Annotated in this window: 20 protein-coding genes; 12 read left to right on the top strand and 8 right to left on the bottom strand. The window is 52.3% G+C overall.

The window, feature by feature from the left end; genetic code table 11:
* Positions 1–81, top strand: an 81-nt coding sequence (locus tag EVJ29_RS15685) for an IS3 family transposase (protein ID WP_131440828.1), incomplete at its 5' end; no start/stop codon positions are given.
* 499 nt (positions 82–580) lie between these two features.
* Here EVJ29_RS15685 and EVJ29_RS06770 read toward each other — a convergent pair.
* The 6 genes from EVJ29_RS06770 to ybaK all read right to left on the bottom strand — a co-directional run bounded on the left by EVJ29_RS06770 (position 581) and on the right by ybaK (position 5,822).
* Positions 581–2,047, bottom strand: coding sequence for a phytoene desaturase family protein (locus EVJ29_RS06770; RefSeq protein ID WP_131459106.1), 1,467 nt, complete (start codon positions 2,045–2,047; stop codon positions 581–583).
* A 24-nt stretch (positions 2,048–2,071) separates the two neighbouring features.
* A complete protein-coding gene (locus EVJ29_RS06765; protein ID WP_131466133.1) occupies positions 2,072–3,139 on the bottom strand; it encodes a glycosyltransferase in 1,068 nt (355 codons plus the stop codon).
* Positions 3,136–3,834 carry a lysophospholipid acyltransferase family protein gene (locus tag EVJ29_RS06760; protein ID WP_131466131.1) on the bottom strand — a complete coding sequence of 233 codons (699 nt, stop codon included), beginning with the start codon at positions 3,832–3,834 and terminating at the stop codon, positions 3,136–3,138. Before EVJ29_RS06760 ends, EVJ29_RS06765 begins: the two co-directional genes overlap by 4 nt.
* A complete protein-coding gene (locus EVJ29_RS06755; protein WP_131466129.1) occupies positions 3,800–4,549 on the bottom strand; it encodes a carotenoid biosynthesis protein in 750 nt (249 codons plus the stop codon). Before EVJ29_RS06755 ends, EVJ29_RS06760 begins: the two co-directional genes overlap by 35 nt.
* 90 nt (positions 4,550–4,639) lie before the next feature.
* Complete coding sequence (pssA, locus tag EVJ29_RS06750) at positions 4,640–5,338, bottom strand: CDP-diacylglycerol--serine O-phosphatidyltransferase (protein WP_016508135.1); 699 nt, start codon at positions 5,336–5,338, stop codon at positions 4,640–4,642.
* 19 nt (positions 5,339–5,357) lie between these two features.
* Positions 5,358–5,822 (bottom strand): Cys-tRNA(Pro) deacylase, encoded by a 465-nt coding sequence (gene ybaK, locus EVJ29_RS06745; protein ID WP_131504841.1) that lies wholly within the window; start codon positions 5,820–5,822, stop codon positions 5,358–5,360.
* A gap of 153 nt (positions 5,823–5,975) precedes the next feature.
* Between ybaK and EVJ29_RS06740 the strand changes: the two genes are divergently transcribed.
* Positions 5,976–6,713: an enoyl-CoA hydratase/isomerase family protein gene (locus tag EVJ29_RS06740; protein ID WP_131441577.1), complete on the top strand. Its 738-nt coding sequence runs from the start codon at positions 5,976–5,978 to the stop codon at positions 6,711–6,713.
* A gap of 35 nt (positions 6,714–6,748) precedes the next feature.
* Here EVJ29_RS06740 and EVJ29_RS06735 read toward each other — a convergent pair whose 3' ends face one another.
* Together EVJ29_RS06735 and EVJ29_RS06730 are read right to left on the bottom strand one after the other, a co-directional pair.
* Entirely contained in the window at positions 6,749–8,107 is a 1,359-nt protein-coding gene (locus EVJ29_RS06735) for an MATE family efflux transporter (RefSeq protein WP_131466124.1), read from the bottom strand.
* Positions 8,108–8,265: 158 nt separating this feature from the next.
* On the bottom strand, positions 8,266–10,050 hold the full coding sequence (locus EVJ29_RS06730) for a glycoside hydrolase family 13 protein (protein ID WP_131504840.1): 1,785 nt from the start codon (positions 10,048–10,050) through the stop codon (positions 8,266–8,268).
* A gap of 373 nt (positions 10,051–10,423) precedes the next feature.
* On the opposite strand from EVJ29_RS06730, the gene EVJ29_RS06725 reads away from it, so the two are divergent.
* From EVJ29_RS06725 to EVJ29_RS06680, 10 genes are all read left to right on the top strand, one after another.
* Positions 10,424–11,689, top strand: a complete 1,266-nt coding sequence (locus EVJ29_RS06725) for an extracellular solute-binding protein (protein WP_131489952.1) — start codon at positions 10,424–10,426, stop codon at positions 11,687–11,689.
* Positions 11,690–11,794: 105 nt separating this feature from the next.
* Positions 11,795–13,147, top strand: coding sequence for a carbohydrate ABC transporter permease (locus EVJ29_RS06720; protein ID WP_131466120.1), 1,353 nt, complete (start codon positions 11,795–11,797; stop codon positions 13,145–13,147).
* Between the two features lies 1 nt (position 13,148).
* A complete protein-coding gene (locus EVJ29_RS06715; protein ID WP_131466118.1) occupies positions 13,149–13,982 on the top strand; it encodes a sugar ABC transporter permease in 834 nt (277 codons plus the stop codon).
* Between the two features lie 22 nt (positions 13,983–14,004).
* The gene (locus EVJ29_RS06710; RefSeq protein ID WP_131489951.1) at positions 14,005–15,516 is read left to right on the top strand and encodes an alpha-amylase family glycosyl hydrolase; all 1,512 of its coding nucleotides are present in this window, start codon (positions 14,005–14,007) and stop codon (positions 15,514–15,516) included.
* A gap of 49 nt (positions 15,517–15,565) precedes the next feature.
* A complete protein-coding gene (locus EVJ29_RS06705; RefSeq protein ID WP_070327828.1) occupies positions 15,566–16,609 on the top strand; it encodes a LacI family DNA-binding transcriptional regulator in 1,044 nt (347 codons plus the stop codon).
* 234 nt (positions 16,610–16,843) lie between these two features.
* The gene (locus tag EVJ29_RS06700) at positions 16,844–17,821 is read left to right on the top strand and encodes a YsnF/AvaK domain-containing protein (RefSeq protein WP_131466114.1); all 978 of its coding nucleotides are present in this window, start codon (positions 16,844–16,846) and stop codon (positions 17,819–17,821) included.
* 89 nt (positions 17,822–17,910) lie between these two features.
* Complete coding sequence (locus EVJ29_RS06695; RefSeq protein WP_161567331.1) at positions 17,911–18,720, top strand: YsnF/AvaK domain-containing protein; 810 nt, start codon at positions 17,911–17,913, stop codon at positions 18,718–18,720.
* On the top strand, positions 18,720–19,127 hold the full coding sequence (locus EVJ29_RS06690; RefSeq protein ID WP_233589621.1) for a general stress protein: 408 nt from the start codon (positions 18,720–18,722) through the stop codon (positions 19,125–19,127). The genes EVJ29_RS06695 and EVJ29_RS06690 overlap by 1 nt, the downstream gene beginning before the upstream one ends.
* A gap of 224 nt (positions 19,128–19,351) precedes the next feature.
* Complete coding sequence (locus EVJ29_RS06685; protein ID WP_070327824.1) at positions 19,352–21,649, top strand: glycoside hydrolase family 65 protein; 2,298 nt, start codon at positions 19,352–19,354, stop codon at positions 21,647–21,649.
* 145 nt (positions 21,650–21,794) lie between these two features.
* Positions 21,795–22,643 (top strand): YitT family protein, encoded by an 849-nt coding sequence (locus tag EVJ29_RS06680; RefSeq protein WP_131504838.1) that lies wholly within the window; start codon positions 21,795–21,797, stop codon positions 22,641–22,643.
* The last annotated feature ends 13 nt before the right edge of the window (positions 22,644–22,656 follow it).

Here is a 22,656-nt window from a genome sequence, read left to right as displayed (position 1 = left end):
ATATCGTTCTACAACCATGATCGTCTCCAGAAACGACTAAACGGCTTGAGCCCTGTCGAATACAGGGCTCAAGCCGCCTAGGCTGGTTTTCATTATTTACCCTGTCTACTTGACGGGGAGCAGTTCAGAGCAATCGGGTCTCTTGCTGAACATACTCGAGCCTGTAGACACCGTCTGCAGGCTTTTAGGATACAAAAAAACCACTTTTGGCGGGGGACCAAAAGTGGCGTAAGCGTTATGTGATCCGTTCATCGGGGAAACGAACGAATCGGACGTGATGAACCCTAAAGATGTGCCTCGTTTCATGGGGAATGAAACGATGGGGCATCTTCGCTGAAGTAGGATGCTTGATGGACTAAGGGGGAACATCAGATGCATGCTATTCCAGCAACGGGAAACGAGTGGGGAAACTCGCTCATCACTTTTTTCTCGGGTGTGACAAGTTCAAAACGCGATTGGCTCGGGGAAGCCATTCGATCGCTACAGGTGTAACAAACGTTACAATACTGCTTGAACTCGATATGATGTTATCACGTCTGTGACTTGTCGACAAGTGTCGAATCCTCTGTTCACAAAATGTTCAAATTGTCAGAGGTATGTCCTCCAACATCGAACGAGCAGCGAACTGTCCTGAAAGCGTCACCATTGGGCTGCCGCCTCCAGGGTGGGTCGATCCACCCGCAAACCAGATGTTCGAGACGTCTTCCGAGCGCGAGGCCGGACGGAAAAACGCACCTTTTTTCGAGTTTGCTGACGTTCCGTACAACGAGCCGTAATACGCATAAAAATCACGCGTCAAGTCAAGCGGGGTCACGCGGCGGTGGAACAAGACGTCAGCGTCGTCCCAATCGACGCCGAATGTGCGCAGCCGTCGGCGGATCAAATGTTCATACGTCTCGGCATCGATGTCGGTCAAGTGGGCCGGAGCGTTGACGAGGATGAACAGATTGTCACCGGCCTCACCCATGGACGGGTCGGTGTAGGCCGAGTTCGAGATGTAGATCGTCGGTTCGTCGGCGTAGCGCTCTTCGTCGAACAAGGCACGGAACTCAGCCTCGTAATCGTCCGAGAAGTAGACGTTATGATGGGCGAGATTTAGACGTTTGTTCAGTCCGACCATCATGACGAAAGCAGAGACGGATGGCTCGACCGTATCCCGGGTCGGTACCGGGAACGATGGACGATGGACCGCATCGACGAGCCGAGGATATTGGGTCAACAGCTCCCCGTTCAAAAGGACGGCATCGCAAGACATGACTTCTTCATGGTCGATGACGACAGCATGCGCCTTACCGTTCATGACTTCAATCTTTGTGACTTCATGGCCGAGTCGGAACTCGACACCGAGCTCGCTCGCGCGTTTGGCGAAACCTTTGGCAATCGTCCAGTTCCCACCTTTGGCAAAATAGACGCCATCGTTCAGCTCGAGATGTGAGATCAAGGCGAACGTGCCGGGTGTGACGTAAGGGCTGCTGCCGATATACGTTGCGTAACGATCGAGTGCTTGGATGATGCGCGGATCTTTAAAATATTTTTTATGGAGCGCGTGCAAACTCTTAAGCGGATGGACCTTCATCATATCAGCCCAAAGACCTGTGTCGATTTTTGTGTCCATTCGAGTGAAGAAACGATTGTTGGCAATCTCAAATAGCTTTTCAGCCTCGTCCAAATACGCCGCCAATTGATTTTTGTCGGCTTTGTCACCGGTCAAGCGCCGGACTTCAGCTTCCATCTGTTCCCGTTCGGAGTGGAACGTGAACGTCGACCCGTCGGAGAAGTGATTGACCGTATGCGAGTCGAGTTTGACGAGTTCAAAATAATCCTCTGGGTTGGCCCCGCTGTTCCGGATGACGGAACGGAACACGTCCGGCATCGTGATCGTGTTTGGCCCGAAGTCGAAGCGGTGACCGTCCGTGATGATTGGCATGAGCTTACCACCGACGTGTTCATTTTTTTCGATGACGGTCACATCGTACCCGCGAGCCGCTAGTGTGACGGCGGCGCTCAGGCCTCCGAGACCGGCCCCGATAATAGCGATTTGTTTCATTGCAATGCGCCTCCTAACAATTTTCTAATGATACATCCGGCCTTTCCAAGTGATCGGCTTTCGTCTCCATTTTCGGACGACCGCGTTCGTGAGTAGGACGAGGTAGGCAACCAGACTGAACGGATGGAGCCAAAAATGGCGTCCGCCCGACTTCAAGTCGATTGCTAGCCGTGCGAACAAAACGAACAGGCTCGCTCCGAGCGATATCCAGTCTGGTCGGATGAGCAGGAAGATGAACGCCGATAACTGGACGCCGTAGTAAAGGGAAAAATAAAGGGCGATGCCCACTGCTTCATTCATTCCCTTGAATACGTTTTTTGAAAACCCGTTCCAGACTTCCTCGTTCGTCGCATACATATCGCACGTGATATAAGGCGAGACATTGACGAGCGACGTCACTTTTTTACGGCGCTTAAATTCGCGGCATAAATCGATATCATCAATCAGGGAGTCGTGGATCGAGGCGTGACCGCCGACTTCCTCATAACTAGTCCGTTCGACCAAGACGTTCATCCCGTTCGCGGCGGCGAAGGCGGGATGTCTCACTTTTCGCCAAAACAGCGGCAAGTGCTGGGCGATCAAGACGTGTTGCATCGGAATGAGCAGTTTACCGAGCCACGTCGGCGTCGGAAAGCGGGGGAAGCCGGATAAAAAGACGGCGCCTTCCCGGACGAGCGTTCCGTGCATGCGGCCGACGAAGCTCGGATCGATGGTCACATCGGCATCGAGAAACAATAAGTAAGGCTCACGGGTCTGCGTCGCCAATTGATGACAGGCGTGTACTTTTCCGGACCAACCGTCGGTGAGCGGCACACCGCGCAAGATCGTGAACCGGTCGTCCGAGGCGATTTCCCGCACGAGCGCGTCATACGTCCCGTCCTCAGAGCGATCCTCATATAAGTAGACGTGGCAGCCGGCGGTGAGGGCCGGCTTTAAACTGTTGATCAATTTTGGGACGTTCCGCTCTTCGTTGCGGAGCGGAATGCAAATCGCGGTCGGCGGCACCGGGATCGGGGCCGTGAGCGGACGAAGAAATGCCAAGTTGACTAACGTGAAGAGAAACATGAGTCCAGTGAGCACGAATAGGATCATCGTTGTCTCCTCCCGATGTTGAGCAAGTGCTCCGTCCAGTCGGCGAGCCCGCGTCGTGGCGGAAACAACGACATGTACCGGTCCGACTGGGCGATCACATCGGCGCGCGTGTCGTCATAGAGCTGTTCGAGCGCTGTGGCGAGCTCTTGCTTTTGCTCCCGGCGTGTCGTCGAGACGACGGTATGGGTCCGGAACCGGACGTAGACGACCGGGGACGCATGCGACGCGAACGCGTAGTAGATGGCACAAAGCCGGACCTCGGGTTTTGCGAGTAGCATCGTCGCACCGGCCCCGATCTCAAGCGGCCGGTGCTCTTGCGGGTATTCGCGGCCTTGCGGGAACACCCACACCGATTTCCCGACGGACAAAAGCTGATTGGCATAGTTGAGAGAAGCGCGAATGTCGGATAACTTCCCTTTTTTGATGGAAAAGGCGCCTAAGTGACGGAAGAACGGAAAGCGTCGCAATCCGTCCTCATCCATCAGGACGTGAACGTCGTGCCGTAAATAATACTCGTTCAACATGAGCAAGATAAGTCCGTCCCACCAAGAGCTGTGTGTGCTTAAAAAGAGGCCCGGCGTCGGAACGTCATCAGCCCGAACGTTGATCGTGTGAAAGAACGGTCGGATCTGACGTTCTTTGACGAACGTTGAAAAGATGTTACTGAACCATTTCTTTTTGTTCGCTTCGATCATGACGCAACCTCCGTTCCAAATAGATGACGCTTGCCGTTACAATACTTAGCACACCGATCCCATAAAGACCGGCGTTGACCGCGGTGACGCCGAACAAGGCGTGAAGCATGACGAACAAGTAGCGTCCGTGCATAAGTAAAGTCGGCTCTGCTTCGACTTCGAAGCGGTCGAGTAACCATGAGAAGATGAGCGACAGTCCGAACCATCCGACGAAGTTTTGCGTCGGGATGTCATAATAGAGACCATCATTGGCCCATTCCCAGTAGCCTTTCACGTTGGCTGCGACCGGATCGATCGCCATGTCTAACCAGACCGCCAAAAATGGGACGAGCCAGAGCGTCCGTCGCTTGAACGCGAACAGGCGGGCGACAGCGAAACTTGCGCCGATGACGGCGAGCCAGGCCGCGCCAATCGTGACGGGTACGCCGAACACGGTCGGACCGAACGCTTCGGCATAAATGTACTCGCTGAAAGGGAACCCGGTTTTGACACCGAGCGTCTCTACAGCGATCGAGCCGAAAAAGATGAACGGCACGATGAAACGTGCGTGACGGACCCCGTCGGCAATGACCCACCCTCCGATGAGGCCGGCGAGCCATAAGAAGACCGGGTTCGCCCATTCGAGCCAACTCGGCAGTAAATCAAAGCCGACGAGAACAACGCCGACGACGTACCAGACTAAAAATAATTTCCAAATCCATGGATACACTTTCATCAAATCACCTCACCTTCTATTCTAAAGAGGTTTTTGACATCCGTCTAATGAATGCATGCACAAAAAAAGAGCCCCTGCTAGAGGGACTCATCAATTCGCCATGCGCTTCCGTTTTTTCACAAATGAGAAAGCGATGAACAAGATGTAGAACGGGATGGCGATGAACCAAAATGTCGGCCATTCTTTCCACCGGGCGAACGTCATATACGTCAAATAGACGAGACTGAACGTGATGATGAACGAGTGACGCGGCAACGGCACGTCTTTAAAACTCGGAATACGAACCCGGCTCACCATGAGCAAGGCGAGACCGGTAAAGAAGATCGGGGTGAGCAGTTCGTTGACGCGGTCGCCAAACGTCGTCACGACGGCGAGCAATCCACCGGCTGCCGTGATCGGGACACCTGAGAAATAGCTGGCCGTGACGTTCGTCGCCGACAAGTTGAACCGGGCTAGGCGATAGGCGCCGAAGAGCGGGAATAGGGCGGCGAAGAAGAGCCCGTAGTTTCCGTAATCGATAAAGAACGTATAGTAAGCGAGCAGCGCCGGGGCGACGCCGAACGTGACGACGTCAGCGAGCGAATCAAGCTCTTTTCCGAAGTCACCGTCTACCCCGAGCATACGGGCGAGACGGCCGTCGAGGCTGTCGAGCATCATCGCGATGATGATCAGGAGTGTCGCATTCGAGAAATCGCCACGCGCGGCGTAGACGATGGCGAGGACGCCACAAAATAAGTTACCGAATGTAAATGAGTTAGGAACCCACGATCGGATTCGTTCTTTCCACATAGTATTTCCTCCATCTTTGTCATTGAGTGAACCAGCGGCCGTCCGTGAAGCGGATCAAGTCGTCCGGTGTTAATTCGATTTGATAGCCACGTTTTCCAGCCGAGATGATGATCTTGTCTTTTTGTTTCGCGCTGTCATGCAAGAAGACGGGGAAGCGCTTTTTCGCTCCGATCGGCGAGACGCCGCCGCGGATATAGCCGGTCAGCGCTTCAAGCTCTTTCATTGGGACGGGCGACGCTTTCTTCGTGCCCCACGCTTTAGCGGCCGCCTTTAAATCGATATCTAAATCTCCTGAGATGAGGAAGAAGGCGTACTTCCGTTGCTCGTTCTCGAGGCAAATCGTCTTATACAGTTGGTCGAGCGGCTTATCGAGTGATGCGGCGACATGTTTTGCGGAGACATCGGACTCATCCACTACATAAGAAAGATAAGTGAACGGGATGTTCCGTTGTTTTAATTGTCTTGCGGCATTCGTCAGTTGCACCAGTCCCACCCTTTCGTTGAACGACTCCCCTAAGAATAGCAAATAGTGGTAGCGTCGGGCAATCGAACTTGAAAAGTTTTGGTGTCAGGAAGGAAACAGAATGACCGATAGAGAAATGAATAGTGATTCATTTTTTTAAAGGGGGATTATTTCATGGAAACAATTCAAGTGGAACGGCACAACGGGGTAGGGTGGCTCAAATGGAACCGTCCGGAAAAATTGAACGCGCTGAACGAGACGTTGTTGCGCGAAGCGAGACAGGCGCTCGAACAACTTGAAGCCGACGAATCGGTCCGGGTCATCGTGCTGATCGGGGAAGGGCGCGCCTTCTCGTCCGGTCAAGACTTGACGATCGAGAGTGACGCCGATTATGGCACGTATTTAGAAGACGTCTACCATCCGCTCGTCCGGGCACTCTCGGATTGCCGGAAGCCAATCATTGCCGGCATCCACGGTGTCGTCGCTGGGGCAGGACTCAGTCTAGCGCTTGCGGCCGACGTTCGCCTCGTCGCCCGTTCGACGAAGTTCAGCTCGGCGTTCATCAAGATCGGCCTCGTCGCCGACGCCGGTGGGCCATATCATTTGCGTCGTTTGATGCGCCAAGACGTCGCGCTCGATTGGATGTGGAGCGGCAGCACGATCGACGCCGAACGGGCTGAGGCGTTCGGTCTCGTCACTGAACTCATCGAGGATGAGGCGTATCTTGCCCGTCTCACGGCCTACGCCGAGACGCTCGCGGCAAAATCACCGACGGCCGTACAAGGGATGAAGGCGCTCCTTCGCGAGTCATCGTTTGAAGATGGGCTCGCGCAAGAGATCCACTGGCAACGGGAATGCGGCAAGACCGAGGTGCATCAACGGGCGATGCAAGCATTTTTAAGTAAAAAATAAGGGAAGCGGTCGTGTTGACCGCTTCCCTTATTTGTTCAAGAGGATGGTTTGGCTTCGAACTGGAAGCCTTTTTGTTGCCATTTGCCGTACTTCCACCGTCGGAAAGCGAAGAAGCCGCGGAACCACTCGTCGAGCGAGAACGCAAGCCAAATCCCGAGCACACCAAGTCCCATTTGAATCCCGAACAAGTAGCTGAAGACGACGGCGACGCCCCACATCGAGGCGATCCCAATCATGACCGGGAAGCGGACGTCTCCGACCGACTTGAGTGACCCCATCAGAACGATGTTCATGGCGCGACCCGGCTCAAGAATGAGCGTCGCCCATAGGATCGGGATACCGACGGCGATGATGTCCGGGTTCGAGGTGAACAAGCCGAGCAAGGATTTCCCGAACACGGCGAGGCCGAGCGAGGCGACGAGCGAAGAGAACATGGCAATCTTCAACGTCCGGACTGCCCGGGTATACGCCTCCTTGAACCGCTTCCCGCCGACGTCGCGGGCAATCAATAGCTGTGTCCCTTGGGCGATGGCGACTGTGAACAAAAATGCGAGCATCGATAAGTTCATCACGTAGACGCGAGCAGCGAGGGAGGCGTCACCCATAGTCGCGATGAAGCCGGTGATGACAATTTGTGAAAACTGGTACGATAAGTTCTCTCCTGCCGAAGGAACACCGATTTGTAAGAGTGCCTTAATATCATCGCGTTTTGGACGAATCAACTCTTTGATCGGGAACCGCATCATGAGGCGTCGTTTGACGATCCAAAACAACAATACCATGGCCGACAAACGAGCGATGACGATGGCCCAGGCGACACCGGCGACACCCGTCACCGGGAGACCGAACCAGCCTGTCACGGCGAGCATGGCTCCTGCTGCCGTGATGACATCGATCAAAAGCGTCGCGAGCATGGCGTGTTTCGTCATGCCGTGGCTGCGTAACACCGCGCTGAGCGCCATGATGAGCGCTTCGGTGAAGAGCGATAAGCCGACGATCTGCAAGAACAACAAGCCGTAGTCGAACAGCTCATCCGACAGACCGAACAAGCGAAGGAACGTCTCGCCGAACAAGAAGACGACGACGACCATGACGACGCCGAGCCACATGTTCAAGCTGACGGCAGAGCGGGCAAAATCCCGGCTCTTCTTCATCCGACCGGCACCGATCGCCTGACCGATCAAAATCGTCGCACCGACCGAGGTGACGCTAAAGACGATCAAGAAAACGTTCAACAATTGGTTGGCGACGCCGACCGCTGAAGCGGCGGCATCGGAATACTGGGCGAGCATGAGCGTGGCGATGATCCCGGTCCCCATGTGGAGCGCGAGCTCGATGAAGATCGGCCACGAGATTTTAAATAGGCTGAGCTGTTCGGTGTCTTTGGTTGGCATGAATGTTCCCCTTTTGTTCAAAAATTCTTTATATGAAATATTTATCTTTTAAAAATTACAATGGTCATGTTACTCCTTTTGAAATGAAAAAGAAAGGGGGTTTTCTAAATTATTTCCAACAAAAATAACCACCCAAGCAAATGGGTGGTCAAACGCCGTCATTTTAGTTTCAGAATGGAAGTGCCATACGGTGCAAGTTCGATTTCAAGTGAGTCTACGTCCCGGTCGTTCAGTAAATCGTGGGCACCACCTGTATGCCAGAGCGGGTTGAGCGTAGACACCGTATCTGAGTTATTGAAGTAAATCAAATACGTCTCGTCTTTCGAGCTCCGTTCGACGATGAGGGCGTTGTCTTCATCGTCGACGAGGTTGAACCGGTACGATCCGCCGTTCGCGAGCACCGGGTGATCTTTGCGGAGCTGAATCAATTTCTGGACGAAGCGGAACAAGTTACGGTCTTCCTCGGCCTCGTCCCACGGCATGCAGCGGCGGCAGCCCGGATCTTGCTCGCCTTCGAGCCCGATCTCATCACCATAGTAAATACATGGGCTACCCGTATACGTGAGCATCGAAGTCATGAGGAGTTTGAACTTCCCTTTATGCCCTTTTGCCCGAGTGAGGGCCCGTGGGGTGTCATGAGAGTCGATCAAGTTGAACGTCACTTCGTTCACGTTCATCGTGTTCATCATCTCGACACGCGTCAACTCGTCCCGGAACTGTGACGCCGTCGTCCGATCGAGCGCGAAGTAGTTTAAGCTCGCGTTCGTGAACGGATAGTTCATGACCGCATCGAACTGGTCGCCTTGAAGCCACGGTTGGGCATCGTGCCAAATCTCACCGAGGATGTACGCTTCGGGGTTCGCTTCTTTTACAGTGCGACGGAAGTCACGCCAGAACGAGTGGTCGACCTCGTTCGCGACGTCTAAGCGCCAACCATCGATACCGAACTCTTCGACCCAATAACGGGCCACATCTAATAGATAAGCTTTCAACGCCGGGTGTTCGGTGTTGATCTTCGGCATGTTCTTCTCGAAAGCGAACGTATCGTAGTTCGGCTTCGGTGCCGTCTCGATCGGGAAGTCGCGGAGGTAGAACCAGTCGCGATACTCTGAATGAGGCCCGTTCTCGACGACGTCTAAGAACCAAGGATGGTTGTAGCCGACGTGATTGAATACCGCATCGAGCATGACTTTGATTCCGTTCTCATGAAGCAAGTCGACCAATTGTTTGAACTGCTCTTTCGTCCCGAACTGCGGGTCGATTTCCATATAATCGAGCGTGTCGTATTTATGGTTCGTCGTCGCTTTGAAGATCGGGCAGAAGTAAATGCCGGTGATCCCGAGTTCGACGATGTGGTCCATATGATCGATGATGCCTTGGAAGTCGCCACCGAAGAAGTTTGTGATCGTTGGCTCGGTGCTGTTCCAGGCGAGCGTCCCTTCAGGATCGAGTGACGCGTCTCCGTTCGCGAACCGGTCAGGGAAGATTTGATACCAGACCGTGTCTTTGACCCATGACGGGGCGTGGAAAATGTCGATCGGGTTGATGAACGGGACACAGAAGTAATAACCCGTATCGTCGAGCGGTTTATCTTCGAACCAGCCTTTTTCCGTATAGACGGCCGTCTCGTTGCCGTCATGGAGCCGGAACCCGTAACGGAGGCGACGGAACGGCGGCTTGATCGCGATGAACCAGTAGTCGTACTGGTCGTCGTGGCCGATTTGTTCCATTGGTGTCTCGAACGTGCGCCAGTAGCTCGGCTTGTCCGGGTCAAAGTTCCACATCGCCGGGTCTTCTGAATGCCAGTCGTATGGGTCGTTCCAAATTAAGTCAACAGATTGGATATCATTTCTTTTCGTATGAAACCGAATATGGATCGTTTCCCGGTCGTACTTATAAACGAAAGGGGACATGGCGCGATGATAAATAGCTTCTTTGATCAAGTGAAATCGTTCCTTTCTCGATTGGAGTTGTAACCATTTTACACTGTCTGTTCCGAAAAGAAATGACAGTTGCGAAAACGTTTGCTCAAGCAAAGGGTAATAAAGCGTTTACATTTTGTCAATCACTGTTCACGACAATTATTGAACAATTGAACGTATAAAAGTTAAAAAAGAGATAAATGGGATACCTACAAGAAAAAATCGAAAAAAAAAGTCTTGTAAAACGCTTACACAACTGTATAATAAAAATTGAGGTGAGGATGCAAACGTTTTCACTGAATGACTGATTTCGTAGCGGAGTTGATTAAAATCAGTCGTTCAGTACGTGTGCGCAAATCTGACCATACTAATTTCCTTGGGGAGGTTTTTCATCATGAAGATGAAAAAAATGGTAGCAGGACTTTCAACAGCAGTATTAGCATTCGGTGCACTTGCTGCATGTGGTGGCGGTACGGATAACGGTTCTACTAACGAAGGCGGTTCTACTAGCGAGAACAAGCCAGAAAAAATCGTAATTTGGGAAGATATTGAAAAGTCGGAAACGACGAAAGAAGTTGCAAAAGCGTTTGAAGAAGAACACGGCGTCGCAGTAGAAGTCGTCGAAGTTCAAATGACGGACCAAAAAGACAAGTTGGCGCTTGACGGCCCAGCTGGTAAAGGTCCAGATATCGTTCTCGTACCGCATGACCAAATCGGCACGATCGCTGACCAAGGTCACTTGGCACCGCTCGCTGACGAAGGTGCGCTCGAAGCGTTCACAGATGCTTCGAAATCGGCTGTCATGTTCGACGGACAAGCTTACGGCTATCCTAAATCAGTTGAAACACCAGTCCTCATGTACAACAAGGATTTGGTTTCAGAAGCTCCTGCGTCAATGGACGACCTTTACAAGTTGTCTACAGATCTTAAAGATAAAGGCGAGTACGGCTTCCTCGGTCTTTGGGATAACTTCTACTTCGCTCACGGTGTAGTTGCTGGCTTCGGCGGTTACGTCTTCAAAGAAGACGGCGGCGCGCTCGACCCAACCGACATCGGCTTGAACAACGAAGGCGCAGTCGAAGGATTCGACTACATCGGCAAATGGTACCAAGAAGGCCTCTTCCCTAAAGGATTGATCGGCGAGTCTGGTGGCCAAGCGATGGACCAACTCTTCACTGAGAAGAAAGCACACACAGTTATGAACGGACCTTGGGCTGTTGCTGGTTACGAAGATGCTGGCATCAATCTCGGAGCGGCGGCGATGCCGACACTTCCGAACGGTGAGCCAATCAAGACGTTCATGGGTGTGAAAACATATGCACTCTCTGCTTACACTGAGAACCAAGAGTGGGCTGAAATGTTCCTCGCAGAACTTACAAACGAAGAGAACGCATTGAAAATGTTTGAAGCATACAACGAGATCCCACCGGTAGCAGCACTCGAGTCGAATGAGACAATCACGGCGAACGAAGTTGCGAAAGCGGTATTCGATCAAGCGACAAATGCAATCCCAATGCCTAACATTCCTGAAATGGGACAAGTTTGGGAGCCAATGGCACAAGCGCTTCAGCTCGTAGCGACTGGCAAGCAAGATGCACAAAAATCAGCTGACGATGCTGTTAAAGTCATCGAGCAACAAATCCAAGCAAACAACCAATAAGGATGTGAAATGACGGGGTACGCCAAATGGCGTTCCCCCTCATTTTCTGAAATTGAGCAAACGCTTGCTCGATTGATTTGCTCAAATTGAAAGGAGAAATTGAGGATGGCTTCAATTCCGAACCCAAAAACACCGGAACAACGACCGGACAAACCGACCAATCATGCTCGGAACGCCGCATTACTCTCGATCATTCCGGGAGCGGGGCAGTTCTATAACAACCAACGTGCGAAGGCGATCGCGTTCTTTATCGTCATCATGTCTTATTTTGCAGTAAACTACGATCTGTTTTTCAAAGGGGCGGGCGCCGGACCTGGTGACCGTGGTGGCCTTTGGGGATTGATCACGCTTGGCGAAGTAGCAGGACCTCGTAACGACCACTCCATCTTCTTGATGGTAGAAGGTATTGTCGCAATAATCTTACTGTTCTTCGGTATCGCGTTCTACATTTGGAACATTCGTGACGCTTACCGAGTCGGTCGCATTCGTGATCAGCACCTAAACGTGCCAACGTTCCAAGTGCAACTTCGCAACTTGCGCGACCATGGATTCCCATACTTGATGTTGATCCCGTCGCTTATCTTGCTCGTCTTCACAGTCGTGTTGCCGCTGATCTTTACGTTCTTGATCGCGTTCACGAACTATCGTTACAACAACGCGCCACCGGCAAAACTCGTCGAGTGGATCGGGTTCGAAAACTTTACGCGCATCTTTGAAATCGACATTTGGCGCGACACGTTCGTCGGCGTTCTTGGTTGGACGCTCGTCTGGACGGTCGCTTCAACGGTCGGTGTCATCGCGATCGGGATTTTCCTTGCCGTTCTGTTGAACCAAGAAGGACTTCGGTTCCGTCGCTTGTTCCGTTCAATCTTGATCTTGTCATGGGCCGTACCAGCGTTCATCACGATCTTGATTTTCCGCTCGATGTTCAATGAGTCGTTCGGTGTGTTCAATACGACAATCCTGCCGGCCTTCGGTCTCGATCCGATTAACTGGATGACCGACCCGACAGCGACACGTAGTGCGCTCATCTTGATTCAATGGTGGCTCGGTTTCCCGTTCATCATGACGCTCATGACCGGTGTCTTGCAGTCGATCCCGGGTGACTTGTATGAAGCTGCGACGATTGACGGCGCGAACATCTTTGATAAGTTCCGTCTGATCACATTGCCGATGCTCTTGTTCGCAACAGCACCGATTCTCATCACGCAGTTCACGTTCAACTTTAACAACTTTAACATCATCTATCTCTTCAACGGTGGTGGGCCGGCTGTCCCAGGACAAACTGCCGGTGGTACCGACATCTTGATTTCATGGATTTACAAATTGTCGCTCGGGGCCAACCCGCAATACGGACTTGCGGCTGCGATCACGCTCATCTTGTCATTCTTCATCATGACACTAGCCGTCATCCAGTTCCGTCGGACAAAATCTTTCAAAGACGAGGATATGATCTGATATGAAAAAACAAAAACGAATCAATTTGGCGTTCTCTTATGTCATCTTGACGCTTGCGTCGATCATTATTCTCTATCCGATGCTTTGGGTAATGGGAACGTCATTTAACCCGGGTCGTACGATCACGTCGACGATCATCCCGTCAAACCCAACGCTCATTCACTACAAAAACTTGTTTGATCTAACAATTTCGGATTATAGTCTATGGTATGTGAATACGTTGAAGATCGCGTTCATCACGATGGCGCTCGCTGTAGTTTTAGTTACGATTACAGGTTATGTGTTCTCGCGTTATCGTTTCGTCGGACGGAAGAACTCGCTCATCTTGTTCCTCGTCTTGCAGATGGTCCCGCAATTCGTTGCCATCATCGCGATTTTTGTGTTACTCAACATGCTCGGCCTTCTTGATACGCATACAGCGCTGATCTTGCTGTACGCCGGTGGGGCGATTCCGATGAACACGTATCTGGCAAAAGGTTACTTCGATACGATTCCGAAGGAGCTCGATGAGGCTGCTCGGATGGATGGTGCCGGTCACCTCCGTATCTTCTGGCAAATCATTTTGCCGCTCGCGAAGCCAATTGTCGCAACGATCGCCTTGTTCAACTTTATGGGCCCGTTCAACGACTTTATCTTGGCATCGCTCGTCCTGCGTACACCTGAGAAGCAGACGCTAGCGGTTGGACTTTACAATATGATCTCGCGACAATTCGACAACAACTTTACGTTGTTCGCGGCAGGCGCCGTCCTTTCGGCCCTCCCGATTGTCCTCTTGTTCTTCATATTCCAACGTTACTTCGTCTCCGGTCTCACTGCTGGTGGTACGAAAGGTTAATACTCAAAAAGGGGGAAGCGATATGAGGCGAGGCGTCGTGCTCGTTCTCCTGTCGCTTCTTTTGTTTCCTACAGTCGTCGGAGCGAAAGAAGCAGCAACATGGGAACAAGAACGCATGTACTTTATTATGGTCGACCGGTTCGTTGACGGGAATCCTGACAACAACGACCAAGTCGACAAGGATGATCCAAAAGCGTTTCACGGAGGCGACATTCAAGGTGTGATCGAGAAGCTCGACTACATCGAATCGCTCGGATTTACGTCGATTTGGTTGACGCCGGTGTTTCAGAACATGCCGGACGGTTACCACGGCTACTGGATCAAAGATTTTTATGACATCGATCCCCAGTTCGGGACGAAAGAAGATTTGCAAGAACTCGTCGATGAGGCGCATAAGCGCGATATGAAAGTCATTCTTGACTTCGTCGTCAACCATGTTGGTCCGAAACATCCGTGGGTCGAGGAACGACCGGACTGGTTCCATGACGAGTTGCCGATCGTGCTTTGGCAAGACCAAGAGCAAGTCGAGACGCACTGGTTGTTCGACTTGCCGGACTTTAAAACGGAAGACCCGGAAGTGAAAGACTATTTGATCGACGCCGCTACTTATTGGATTGAAGAGACCGGCATCGATGGCTATCGACTCGATACGGTCCGCCACGTCGACAAACCGTTTTGGAAAGATTTTGTCGAAGCGGTGCGGGCGGTCGATCCTGACTTTTACTTGTTGGCCGAAGTGTTCGACCCGAATCCACAATACGTCGCCGAGTACGACAATTTAGGATTTAACAGCGTCACAAACTTTACGTTCTATGACCGCGTCTCGAAGACGATGACGCAAAAGCACGCCAACGTCGACGAGATCGACGTGGCGGCAAGCTACGCCGAGACGTTTTTCAACGATCCGAACCAAATGGCGACGTTCCTGGACAACCATGATGTCGAGCGGTTCATGCACGTCGCTGGACTTGGTGGAGCCGAGTCGGCAGAACGGCGACTTCGCCTAGCGCTGTTCACGCTCTATGCGTCGCCTGGTATGCCGATTTTATTCCAAGGGACAGAAAACGCGCAAACCGGTGGGGCCGATCCGGCCAACCGGGTGATGACGGATTTCCCAGGGAATGAAGAGTTACATGAATACGTCGCGACGATGAACCGGATGCGGGAAGACTATCCCGTCTTCGCCACTGGAGAGCAACGAATGATTGCCTCGAAAGACGGCATGGCCGTGTTCGAGCGTCGCGACGGCGATGAGGTCGCCTTGTACGCCATCAATATGAACGATGAGGATACAGAGATTGAATTCGAGGTAAGCGAAGTCGGTGAAGATCAACGGCTCCGCGGTCTCTTGTTCTCACAACTTGTCACGGAAAAACGTGGCACGTTCACTATCAAGCTCGCTGGCGAAAGCGCCAACGCCTATGTCGTCGAAGAATCGGAAGTGAACATGTGGACGATTGGTCTGCTCGTCGTCGCGATTCCGCTGTTCTTAACGGGTCTGGTCATGTGGAAGCGCCGCAAGAGCGTAAGCTGAATACCCTGTCGCAGGGAACAATGAATTAACGGAAGCAAGGGGGAGCACCATGCAAATCACGATCAAAGATGTCGCCAAACACGCCAACGTCGCACCGTCGACAGTGTCCCGCGTCATCGCCAACAGTCCGCGAATTAGCCAGAAAACGAAAGAACGTGTTCGTAGTTCGATGGAAGAACTCGGGTACCATCCGAACATCCATGCAAGAAGTCTCGCCAACCGCTCGACACAATCGATTGGTCTTGTCATGCCGAGTGCGGCGACGAAAATACTCCAAAATCCGTTCTTCCCGGAAGTGTTGCGCGGAATCAGTACGAAAGCCCATCAAAACGGTTATTCGTTGTACATGACGACCGGTGTGACCGAAGAAGAAGTGCTGTCGGGTGTCATCGAGATGGTCCAAGGTCGCCGGGTCGACGGTGTCATCGTCCTGTATTCACGCGAAGACGATAAAGTCGTCCAATATTTGCGCCAGACGAAGTTCCCGTTCGTCGTCGTCGGGAAGCCGTTCGGGGACGCCTCGTCGATCACGTACGTCGATACGGACAACTACTTGGCTGGCCGTGAAGTGACGAAGCACTTGTACAACCTCGGTCACCGCCGCATCGCCTTCATTGGCGGATCGGATAAATTGGCCGTCACTCAAGACCGTCGCAACGGGTACGCGACGGCGCTTATGGAAGCCGGGATCCCGGTACGGGAAGACTACATCGCTCGTGCCGAGTTCATGACGAAAGGCGGCGCTAAAGCGGTCCGGGAGTTGCTTCACGTCGATGAGCCACCGACGGCTGTCGTCGTCAGTGATGATATGATGGCGCTCGGTGTCATCAGCACGCTCAGTGAGATGGGTCTAAAAATCCCTGAAGACGTCGCTGTCGTCAGTTTCAATAACGTCTATATCGCCGAACATTCGAATCCGCCGCTCACGTCAGTCGAGATCAACATCTTCGGTCTCGGTTTCGAGGCGACGAACTGCCTGATCGAACAAATCGGCGATAGTGCACCACCGTACGGGAAACGTGTCATCGTCCCGCACTATTTAGTCGTCCGCCAGTCGTGTGGTCAAAAAAAGAATAGCCATGCGGCTGAATGAGTTGAAACCTTCCGTTTTCGTGCGGAAGGTTTTTTTGTGCGGATTCTGATTCATATAAAGGAAGAACGTTCAATCCGACAAAAGTCCTGGCGTTACAAACAGATTACAGTTGTGCGAGAAGCGGTTGAAAACAATGCGCGAGGGAACACTTATACTACCGGCAAAATAGCAATTCACGACAGAGTAGCCCGGCCAATAACCAAAAAATATAGAATTTGAAAGGGAGATACAATCATGGATAACAAACGTTACGTAGGGACTTACTATCAAGAAGCAGAGCTTGTTTCAAAAATTGATGAACTTCGCGCGGCGGGACACCGCGAGGACGACCTGTACGTTGTTGTAAAAGATAAATCGAACCTTTCGATGGTTCGCGGCGAAACGGATGCAGAAGTAAAAGAAACGAAAGCATCGTGGCTCGATCGCTTCTTCGGAGTCGCAGACGGCGGCGATGAAGTGCGCCACACGTTTGATAAACTCGGCTTCTCAGAAGAGGAGACGGCACGCCACCATCAAGATATCGAAAAAGGCGGCTTCGTCTTGTTATTAGATACAGACGACGGCGTCTTGGACAACGGTCGCAACGACACGTTCGAAGGCGGTCGCACGTCAGCGGGCTATGGTTCTGAAGGGAACGAGGCTGGAAACATGACGGCACGTGACCCGCTAACAGCGGCAGGAACGGGTGTCGGAGCAGCTGGCACTGGGCTTGACGCCACGGGAACGAATCATGATTCAACGCGTCACCATGACATGGACGAGGACATTCGTAACCGTACCGACTTGACGGACGAGCAAAAGCTTGAGCTTCACGAAGAGCGCCTCCAAATCAATAAAGAACGCGTTCAGACAGGTGAAGTCCGAGTCGAAAAAGAAGTCGTCGAGCATGAAGAGCGGGTCGACGTCGAAGTCGAGCGTGACGAAGTACACGTCGAACGACGTCAAGTCGACGGGGACCGTGAAGCGACGGGTCATTCGTTCGATGCGACGACAGATCGCGACGAGATTCGTGTGCCAGTCACAGAAGAGCGCGTCGATGTAACGAAGAAAGACGTCGTGGCCGAAGAAATTATCGTCGGCACAGACAAAGTGAAAGATACAGAGACGGTACGCGAGACGCTTCGTAAAGAAGAAGCCCATATCGAAGGCGAAAACAGCCATCAGAAACATGACGCTGACCATAAGCGTCGTGATGAGCGCGACCGGATCTAATTAGATGACCAAGCACCTCGACAAGGATGGCTCTCTCTGAGGGACCATCCTTTTTTTCGCCAATTCATCTTACAGGAGGAACGAATGTTATGAAACATGCCATCATCTCTGAAGTATTTGACCAGCCCGAGGTGTTGCTAAAGCGGACGGTCGATTTGAAGCAAGAAGGATATAAAGAAGAAGACATGTTCGTCTTCGTCAAACGAACTGAAACGGCTGACGCCATCCGACGCCATTCAAAACTATACGTACTCGTCGCGGATGAGCCGGATACGGTGGCGTCTCTCGTCACGTCAAGCGAACGCCCAATCGAGCGCTGGCTCGGCAGTATGCGGTTGACGCGCGAGCAGCGGGAACGATTCGTGGGTGAAGTCGAGCGAGGGCGGTTGTTCCTTTATGTCGATGCGGATCAAAACGAGGAGATGGCGGACATTAAACGATCGCCGCGCGCCTCTTCCAAGGAGCACGAAGAACAGACGCTTGAACTGCACGAGGAGCGACTCGCGGTTGAAAAAGAAACGGTGCAGACAGGTGAACTCGTCATCGACAAGCATGTAACCGAGACCGAACAGACGATTGAAGTACCGGTTCGGAGGGAACACTTACATGTAGAGCGCCATGCTGGTTCTGAAGATGTGATTGAAGACTACGACTTCGACAAACCCGGCATCCGGACGATTGACGAAGGGGACCAGCTACGTATCCAAGTCATCGAAGAGCGCGCCTTCATCGTCAAGCGTCCGGTCGTAGTCGAAGAGATCATCGTCCGCAAGCAAGTGGATGAAGATACGAAGACGGTCACCGAGACGCTCCGTAAAGAAGAAATCGATATTAGGCAAGTGGGACAAGGCAAGATCACGATCGAGGACAATCCAACATCTAGAAAGGATGATAAATGATGAGTAACAAACGATTTGTTGATACGTACAAAGACGAGGCGGCACTCGTCTCAAAAATTGATCAACTGAGCCAAGACGGGTACGACGAGAAAGACCTTTACGTCGTCGCGAGAGACGAGGATAACGTGTCGCTCGTCAAACGGAACACTGACGCGAAAGTCGAGGAAGCGAGCGCTTCTTGGATGCAGAAATTCGCGGGCGTCGCCGAAGGAGAACAGGAAGTGAAACGGGCGCTCCTCGATCTCGGTTTGGCTGATGACGACGTCAACAAAGCGTACGGGGACATTATGGACGGTGGGTATGCCCTCATTCTCGATGAGCCCGATACCGGATTCAACGATGGCGACAACCCGGCCTTTGAAGGTCATGAAGCGAACGCCGCCTTCGGTCGCGATTCAGACGTGTGATATAGACATACCTACTTTGGCCCAATGCGCCAGGGTAGGTTTTTTTTCGTTCCAAAAGTGACAAAAAAAGAATGAAAAACTTTTATGCAAACGATTGCATTCTCGGTGTAGTCGTGTAAAATGAGAGGTGAGATTAAAAATACAGCGCTTTCATAGACAAGCGGTTGCACGATTCGGTTGTCTACTGACAAGTAGCCTTGTAGAGAAAAAGGAGTGGCAGACAGATGAAACGATTGTTTGCAGTCGACGAATGGAAAGTAACGGAAGAAGGGCTTCACTCGAACGAGAACCGTCTCGCAGAATCGATCACCTCGCTCGGTAACGGGCACATGGGGATGCGCGGGAACTTTGAAGAAGATTATTCAAACGATACGCACCAAGGATTTTACGTGGCGGGCGTCTACTATCCCGACAAGACGCGTGTCGGTTGGTGGAAGAACGGATATCCGGAATACTTCGCCAAAGTATTGAACGCGACGAACGTGGCCGGCCTGCGTGTCGCCATCAACGGGACGCCTGTCGACTTGGCGAAGTGGGAAGTCAAAGGCTTCACACGCGAACTCGATATGCAGCGCGGTGTCCTCACGCGGACGTTCACGCTCGTGAACGGATCCGAGGAGACGAACGTCGAAGTCGTCCGCTTCTTCTCGATCGTCGACAAAGAGATTTTGGCGATTCGCTACAACGTCACGCCGGTGAACTATGAAGCGGAAATCGAATTCACTCCTTATCTAGACGGGGACGTCGTCAACGAAGACTCGAACTACGATGAGAAATTCTGGTTGCCGGTCGAACACGGCGTCGAAGAACGGTTCGGTTTCGTCACGACAAAAACGAAGAAACTTGATTGGCACGTCACGGCGTCGATGATCGCCGACGTCGAAGACGCACGCTGTGAAGTGCTCGATGCGACCGACCTCTACGTCGCTAACCGTTTCACGGTCAAAGCGGCAGCGGGTGAGACAGCAACGGCGTACAAGTACGTCTCGGTCGTCACGAACCGTGACCATGAAATTGACAATTTGCAAGGAGTCGGCATGCAGCGCGTCGAAGCCGCGTTCGAGAAAGGGTTCGAGACGCTCTTGGCGGAACAGACGGAAGCTTGGCTCGCCCGTTGGGAAAACGCGGACGTCCGCATCGACGGCGACGCGGAAGCGCAACAAGGCATCCGTTTCAACATCTTCAACATGTATCAAACGTATACGGGTGAAGACTCACGTCTCAACATCGGACCGAAAGGGTTCACGGGCGAGAAGTACGGTGGCGCCACGTATTGGGACACGGAAGCGTATTGCCTCCACTTCTACTTGGCGACGACGAAGCCGGAAGTGTCGTGGAACTTGCTCAAATATCGTCATAATCAATTGCCGCAAGCGAAAGAGAACTCGGTCAAAAACGTCGGGATGAAGGGCGCCTTGTATCCGATGGTGACGATGAACGGGGAAGAGTGCCACAACGAGTGGGAGATCACCCATGAAGAGATTCACCGTAACGGTGCGATCGCCCATGCGATCTTTAACTACACGAACTTCACGGGCGACAAGTCGTACCTAGGTCAATACGGACTTGAAGTATTGGTCGAGATCTCGCGTTACTGGGCTAGCCGCGTCAACTTTGTACCACACAAAGACGTGTACATGATCCTAGGCGTCACAGGTCCGAACGAATACGACAACAACGTCAACAACAACTGGTACACGAACTTGATCGCCGCTTGGACGCTCGAGTACACGCAAGAAGTGTACAACTACTTGAAAGAAGCAGAACCGGCACGACTCGACGAGTTGACAGCAACGCTCAACTTGACGGATGCGGAACTCGCGAAGTGGGCCGATATCCAAACGAAGATGTACTATCCGAAAGACGACCTCGTCCCGGACGTGTTTATGCAGCAAGACGGGTTCATGGATAAAGAACAGATCTTAGTGAAAGACCTCGATCCGAAACACTTGCCACTTAACCAAAATTGGTCGTGGGACCGCATCCTCCGCTCGAACTTTATCAAGCAGGCGGACGTGCTCCAAGGCCTGTACACGTTCAGCGACCGCTTCACGCTCGAGCAAAAACGTGCGAACTTCGACTTCTATGAGCCGCGCACGGTGCATGAGTCGAGCTTGTCGCCTTGTGTCTACTCGATCGTGGCAGCTGAAGTCGGTTATGAAGACAAAGCGGTCGAGCTGTACCAACGCTCAGCCCGACTCGACCTTGATAACTACAACAACGATACAGAAGACGGTCTTCACATCACATCGATGGTCGGTTCGTGGATGGCGATCGTCCACGGCTTCGCAGGAATGCGCGCCCTCGAGACCGAACTCACGTTCAGCCCGATGATCCCGAAAGATTGGGACGGTTACTCGTTCAACGTGCTCTGGCGCGGCCATCACTTGACGGTCACATCGACGCGTGAACAAGTGACGATCAAACAGACAAATGGAACGGACGTTACGATTCGTGTGTACGGAAACGCGGTAACGGTTCCAGCGAATGATTCAGTGACGATCGAGACAGTGAAAGCGTGACCAAACGTATCAGGTCAACAAGTCGGCTTCGGCCGGCTTGTTTTTTTGTGATACAGGCGGGCACATCGCAGTATTTTTGTTGTAGGCATGGCTTTGAATGTATGTTATCTTGATGCTTAGCTAATTTTGAAAGGGGAGACAGAACTTGACGGAATCCGTTAAAGAACACGCGCGCATCGGGATCGTTTCGATCATCGGGGGAGTGTTCGTTGCATTATCCATGACATTATTCTTAATCCCAGCGGGGGTTTACTCGACTGGGTTTACGGGCTTGGCCCAAATTTTCACGACCTTATTTGCCGGTACGCCGTTTGAGCTCGGTGAAGGCATTTGGTTCTTCATCTTGAACGTACCGCTCTTGATCGTCAGTTATTTTATGCTCGGAAAGAACATGATGATCCATACGTTGATCAGCGTCGCCTCGGTCACCTTGTTCATTCGCGTGCTTCCGCAAACACCTCTCCTCTCGGACGATCCGCTGTTGAACGCCGTATTCGGCGGGGTATTGCTCGCCATCGGGTCAGGCATCACGATTCGGTTCGGTGCCTCGACCGGAGGGTTTGATATCGTCGCCCTCATCCTAGCGAAGTTCACGAACAACTCGGTCGGCGTCTACTTGTTCCTCATGAACATGATGATCGCGCTTGGGGCCGGTGCTTTGTTCGGATGGCCGACGGCGCTGTATACGATCGTCTTCTTGTACGTGACGTCGAAAGTCATCGATGAGATTTACACGAATACGCAGCGGCAGACGCTCTTCATCGTCACGAATCATCCGGACGAAGTGACGCAAGAGTTGCACCAACACGTGTTCCGCGGCATCACACTCATGCCGTCGATCGGTACGTATTCGAAAGTCGAGAAAGCGACGCTTATGATGGTCGCCCAACGCCACGAAGTCCGTGAGATCACACGAATCTGCAAAGATGCCGATTCACACGTCTTTATTAACGTCGTTCCGACTGAAGACGTTGAAGGGGCGTTCCGACGCTAAACAATTTAGAAAC

The sequence above is a fragment of the Exiguobacterium sp. SH4S7 genome (assembly GCF_004336795.1).
GTDB lineage: Bacteria > Bacillota > Bacilli > Exiguobacteriales > Exiguobacteriaceae > Exiguobacterium > Exiguobacterium aurantiacum_A.
The sequence above is the reverse complement of the archived record's forward strand: the minus strand, read 5'-3'. Positions and strand labels throughout refer to the sequence as shown.